This is a genomic window from Pseudomonas sp. Lb2C2 (assembly GCF_052112205.1).
Classification (GTDB): Bacteria; Pseudomonadota; Gammaproteobacteria; order Pseudomonadales; family Pseudomonadaceae; genus Aquipseudomonas; species Aquipseudomonas kilonensis.
On record NZ_JAUTYW010000045.1, the window covers coordinates 1 to 242 of the forward strand.

Annotated in this window: 1 protein-coding gene; it reads left to right on the forward strand. The window is 63.6% G+C overall.

Annotation, left to right across the window (positions count from 1 at the left end):
* Positions 1–242 (forward strand): Ig-like domain-containing protein (locus Q7F16_RS30195; protein ID WP_409557435.1); only part of this gene is annotated, 242 nt, incomplete at both ends.

Consider the following 242-nt stretch of genomic DNA (forward strand, 5'->3'; position numbering starts at 1 on the left):
AACCGACCGGTGATGTCACTGCGAACTCGTCGGACGCAGCAGGTAATGTCAGCCCTGACACCGTGGTGGCTTACAGCGATACCACGGCGCCAGTTGCGCCGAGCGTAACCGTGGTGGCCAATGCCGATGGCAGCCTGGTGGTCAGCGGCAGTGCCGAGCCGAACAGCACGGTTACTGTGACTTACCCGGATGGCAGCACCGCGACGGTGGTGGCGGGCACTGACGGTTCCTACAGCGTCACT